The 3,437-nt window shown below is 61.5% G+C and carries 2 protein-coding genes and 1 pseudogene; all 3 read right to left on the reverse strand.

Annotated features, from left to right (window positions below; genetic code table 11):
* Positions 1-49: 49 nt before the first annotated feature.
* Complete coding sequence (locus tag NFX52_RS29495; protein WP_156358751.1) at positions 50-280, reverse strand: hypothetical protein; 231 nt, start codon at positions 278-280, stop codon at positions 50-52.
* Between the two features lie 85 nt (positions 281-365).
* Positions 366-2,735 carry an RNA polymerase sigma factor RpoD gene (rpoD, locus tag NFX52_RS29500; protein WP_055398678.1) on the reverse strand — a complete coding sequence of 790 codons (2,370 nt, stop codon included), beginning with the start codon at positions 2,733-2,735 and terminating at the stop codon, positions 366-368.
* A 257-nt stretch (positions 2,736-2,992) separates the two neighbouring features.
* A pseudogene (locus NFX52_RS29505) lies at positions 2,993-3,437 on the reverse strand (DNA primase); the annotation flags it as partial.

Genomic DNA, 3,437 nt, shown 5'->3' on the forward strand with positions numbered 1-3,437 from the left:
GTAGCGGCGAGTGCAGCATGTGCGAGTGCCTTGCGGCGGCTGAGGGGGGTCATGGGGTACCTCGTGAAAACGCGGGGGTGAAAAGCATGTCCTTCACGCAACCGGACAGCAGGGTCGGCTTCTCTGCGCAGCCTCGCCGCAAGAGGGCGGCTTGCAACGCTGCAGGGAAGTCTCCCAATTTTTGATTGGACGTGGTGGCAATGGTCACCATCCAAGCTGTCAGTCTGCTGTCGGGAGTATCAGGGTAAACGCGCTGGGCCTTGCGCAACGGATTGGCCATGAAAAACGCCCTGCGCCGCAATTGCGGGGCAGGGCGTTGTGCTGAACGAATGCTGGGGTTCAGTGTGCCGCTGGCTGGGCAGGGATTACAGCGAGTCGATGAAGCTGCGCAGCTTGTCCGAGCGGCTGGGGTGCTTGAGCTTGCGCAGCGCCTTGGCTTCTATTTGGCGAATGCGCTCGCGGGTCACGTCGAATTGCTTGCCCACTTCTTCCAGCGTGTGGTCGCTGGTCATCTCGATACCGAAGCGCATGCGCAGCACCTTGGCTTCGCGCGGGGTCAGGCCATCCAGGATGTCCTTGACCACGTCGCGCAGGCCGGCCTGCATGGCGGCTTCGATGGGCGCGGTGTTGGCGCCGTCTTCGATGAAGTCGCCCAGGTGGCTGTCGTCGTCGTCCCCGATCGGCGTTTCCATGGAGATCGGCTCTTTGGCGATCTTCATGATCTTGCGGATCTTGTCTTCGGGGATTTCCATCTTGGCCGCCAGGATGGACGCATCGGGCTCAAAACCAAACTCTTGCAAGTGCTGGCGGCTGATGCGGTTCATCTTGTTGATCGTCTCGATCATGTGCACCGGGATACGGATGGTGCGCGCCTGATCGGCAATCGAGCGGGTGATGGCCTGGCGAATCCACCAGGTGGCATACGTCGAGAACTTGTAGCCCCGGCGGTATTCGAACTTGTCCACCGCCTTCATCAGGCCGATGTTGCCTTCCTGGATCAGATCGAGGAACTGCAGGCCACGGTTCGTGTACTTCTTGGCAATCGAGATCACGAGGCGCAGGTTGGCCTCGATCATTTCCTTCTTGGCATCGCGCGAGGTGGCTTCACCTTCGTTCATGCGCTTGTTGATGCCCTTGAGCTCGGCCAGTGGCACGACCACGCGCGACTGCAGGTCCATCAGCTTTTGCTGCAGGTCCTGGATGGGCGGGATGTTGCGCGCAATCACGGCCGACCAGGGCTTGCCAGCAGTGGCCTGCTTTTCGACCCACTGCAGGTTCAGCAGGTTGGGCGGGAAGTCCTTGATGAACGTCTCTTGGGGCATGCCGCACTTGTCCACGATGATGCGGCGCAGCTCGCGTTCCTTCTTGCGCACATCGTCCACCTGGCCACGCACCATGTCGCACAGCTTCTCGATGGTCTTGGCGGTGAAGCGGATGGTCATCAGCTCGGCCGACAGGGCCTGCTGGGCCTTTACGTACGCAGGGGTGCCATAGCCTTCCTTGTCGTACACCTTGTGGACCTTCTCGAACAGCTCGCGCAGCTTGTCAAAGCGCTCCAGCGCCTGCTTCTTGAGCTCTTCGAGCTTCTTGGTCAGCGCCTTGGAGCCGCCCTTGCCGTCGTCGTCATCGGCTTCGTCGAATTCGTCGAAGTCTTCTTCGGCCACATAGTCGTCGGCCTCGTTGGGGTTGGAGAAGCCGTCCACGATGGTCGAGATCACGACCTTGCCTTCGCGGATGTCTTCGCCCATGTTCAGGATCTCGGCGATGGTGGCGGGCGATGCGCTGATCGCCTCCATCATGGCCATCAAGCCGCCTTCGATGCGCTTGGCGATTTCGATTTCGCCTTCGCGGGTCAGCAGCTCCACGGTGCCCATTTCGCGCATGTACATGCGAACCGGGTCTGTGGTGCGGCCGAACTCCGAGTCTACCGTGGACAGCGCGGCTTCAGCGGCTTCTTCCGCCTCTTCTTCGGTGGCGCCTGCGGGGGCGTTGTCCGTGATGATCAGCGCCTCGGCGTCGGGCGTCTGCTCGTACACCGCCACACCCAGGTCGTTCAGCGTGGTGATGACAGCTTCGAGGGTTTCGGCATCGACCAGCTTGTCGGGCAAGTGGTCGTTGATTTCAACGTGGGTGAGGTAGCCGCGCGTCTTGCCCAGCTTGATCAGGGCCTTCAGGCGCGCACGGCGCTTGGCCATGTCCTCTTCGGACAGGACGGTTTCGTCCAGGCCGAATTCCTTCATCAAGGCGCGTTCCTTCGCCTTGCTGATCTTCATGCGCAGCGGCTTGACCTTCTCAACCGTGGCTGCGGTTTCGGTGGTTTCTTCGACTTCACCTTCCAGGTCAGCCTCGATGTCGGACAGGTCGGTGTCGTCACCGCCTTCGTCGCCAGCGGCCGCAGCCTTGGGCTTGCGTCCGCGCTTGGCGGGGGCCTTGGCTTCAGCGGCACCAGCGGCCTTGGCAGGGCGGCCTGGGCGCTTCTTCGGGGTTTCTTCGTCGTCGGATGCTGCAGCCTTGGCGCGGGCAGGCTTTTTCTTCAGCAATTCATCGGCAGCTTTGGTCAGCTCGGCAGAACTTTTCACAGGCACAGTTTTCACTTTCTTGGCAACCGGGGCGGGCGCGGCGGCAGCTTTTTGAGAAGCAGCCTTGGCCGGGGCTTTGGCAGCGGTTTTGGTGGCAGCCTTTGCGGCGGTACCTGGAGCAGACTTGAGTGGCTTCGCGGACTTTTGAGCGGGCATGGAACAACCTCAGGATCAAAAACGGACACAAAGAAAACGCAAGCGCCTCAGGTCCCGGCGCGGGTGGCAACGCAAAGCTACGAGGGCTTTGCGCTTTGAGGGGAGGCCCTCAGGGGCAAGATGTCTGGGCGATCATTTGGTGTGCAGTCCTTGCGATGGTTGGACGGTTGTGCGCGTTTGTCACGGTGGTCCGGCTCGGAGGTGCTGCTGTCGCTCTTGCCAATAACTAACCCTACATTATACCTTTGGCGCTGATTTCAAGCCGCCTTTGCAGCCACGCCGAGTAAAACCCTGCGCTTTTGTTCCAAAGCGCGGTAACGCTCCAGGGCCGTCGGGTCATCAGCCGCTTGGAGCATCAATAGCTTTTGCTGTGCCTCGATGTCCTCAATCTGCATGCGGTTGAGCAGGTCGCGCAGTTCCAGTCGCAGCTCCTGCATTGCGCCTTCGGTCTGGGCGTGCGAGCCCGTCATCACCTTGACGGCCAGCGCTTCGCATTCGTGCTCGCGCAGGCTTTCGCGCAGCACAGCCCAGGCCAAGGGGCCATGTTCATGAAACTGTGCTTCCAGCCAGCTGAACAGCGGGCCGTGGGGGGCGGGCTGCGCGCACAGGGTGGTGTGGTCGTCGTGGGTCAGCTCCTCCAGAAACGCCATGTGCGACAGCAGCAGGCGCGCAGCATGGTCCGCTCGGCTGGCCGTGGGGGTG

This window comes from Acidovorax facilis, from assembly GCF_023913775.1.
Classification (GTDB): domain Bacteria; phylum Pseudomonadota; class Gammaproteobacteria; order Burkholderiales; family Burkholderiaceae_C; genus Acidovorax; species Acidovorax facilis.